Raw genomic sequence first — 1,184 nt, 5'->3', positions numbered from 1 at the left:
TGTGGGAGATTCTATGTTGCAGGGGAACCCTGCAGCCTTAAATTCGGCTGGTATTCGCTCTGGTTTTTCATGAGTGCGAATGCAACCCGGCACAGCTTGCGGGCGAGGATGACCAGGGCCTGGGTTTTTGCTAGGCCTCTGGCCAGATAGGACTCGTAAAATGGTTTCCAGACGGGAGACCGACAAGCCGCCATTGCCGCGTTGTGAGCCAAGCGCCGCAACTCCGTATCGCCCTTTTTGGACAGATGGCGAGACCCGTTCTTCTTGCCTGAATCCTTTGCTCGCAAGTCCATCCCCAAAAAAGCAATGAATGCGTCGCCGCTGGAGAATTGACCACGCATGAATGCTGTCGCCAAGCCCGTAGCTGTGAGCTCACCGATCCCCTCGATGGCTTTGCAGCGCTTGATGTTTTCGGTGATGCCTGCCTCTTTGCTGACTTTGCACAGTAATTTCTGAATAGTCTGCTCAGCTTGTTTGAGGGACTTCACCTGCCGGGCCAATTCATCTTTCAGAAGCGGTTCGCTCGACCAGCTCAGCGTGATGCCCACACGCACGCTGATGAGCTCTGCGCGTCTATGCAGCAGACTTTTCAGCACTTTGTAGGCTTTCGGAGGTGGACTCCAGAGACGCAGGCGCTCCTGCTCGCTAGACAGGTAACGCGCCAGCAGGCGCGCATCACAAGGGTCGGTTTTCGCCCGCTGACCAATGCTTTCGCGGTAGTGGCTCAGCCGATAAGCATCCACAACGTAAACCCGGTGCCCCATTTCGTGGGCCAGTTCAACCGTGTCCAAGTGGTAAATGCTGGTGGCTTCCAAAGCAATTGAGCTATGCGCAGGCAGCGCTTTGAGCCAACGAGCAAGAGTCTCCCGCTCGTTGTTGACGGCTTCAGTGGTTTTTTCGTCTTCGCGGTAAGCGACGATTTCGGCCTTGGCCACATCAATGCCGATCACCGTTGGCGAGGTAAGGATTGTCATGACGAATCCTCAGAGCTAGGGTTTAAGAGCTTGTCGGGGTTTACCCTTGCGCTGGCTTGCCTCTATCGTCGGTGGTTTACCGATGAATTCCTTATCGGCGCTTCGGGTAGAAAGGGCGGGACGAGAAGTCTCCCACGGTCCGTACTGGCTAGAGTCGGAATCGAGCTTTTAGTCCCGCCCACCCCTTCAAGTCTAAACATACAAGCGAGC

Annotated in this window: 1 protein-coding gene; it reads right to left on the bottom strand. The window is 55.4% G+C overall.

Features of this window, described 5'->3' with window-relative positions; genetic code table 11:
- Positions 1–11 precede the first annotated feature (11 nt).
- A complete protein-coding gene (locus ACW9JE_RS30800; RefSeq protein ID WP_457434919.1) occupies positions 12–974 on the bottom strand; it encodes an IS110 family transposase in 963 nt (320 codons plus the stop codon).
- Between the last annotated feature and the right edge of the window lie 210 nt (positions 975–1,184).

The organism is Pseudomonas sp. SDO55104_S430 (genome assembly GCF_054070595.1).
Note: the sequence above shows the minus strand (reverse complement) of the source record. Positions and strands in the feature narration are given on the sequence as shown.

Coding starts and splice junctions, on each gene's coding strand:
- ACW9JE_RS30800 (WP_457434919.1), bottom strand. CDS start 974: ATGACAATCCTTACCTCGCCAACGGTGATCGGCATTGATGTGGCCAAG.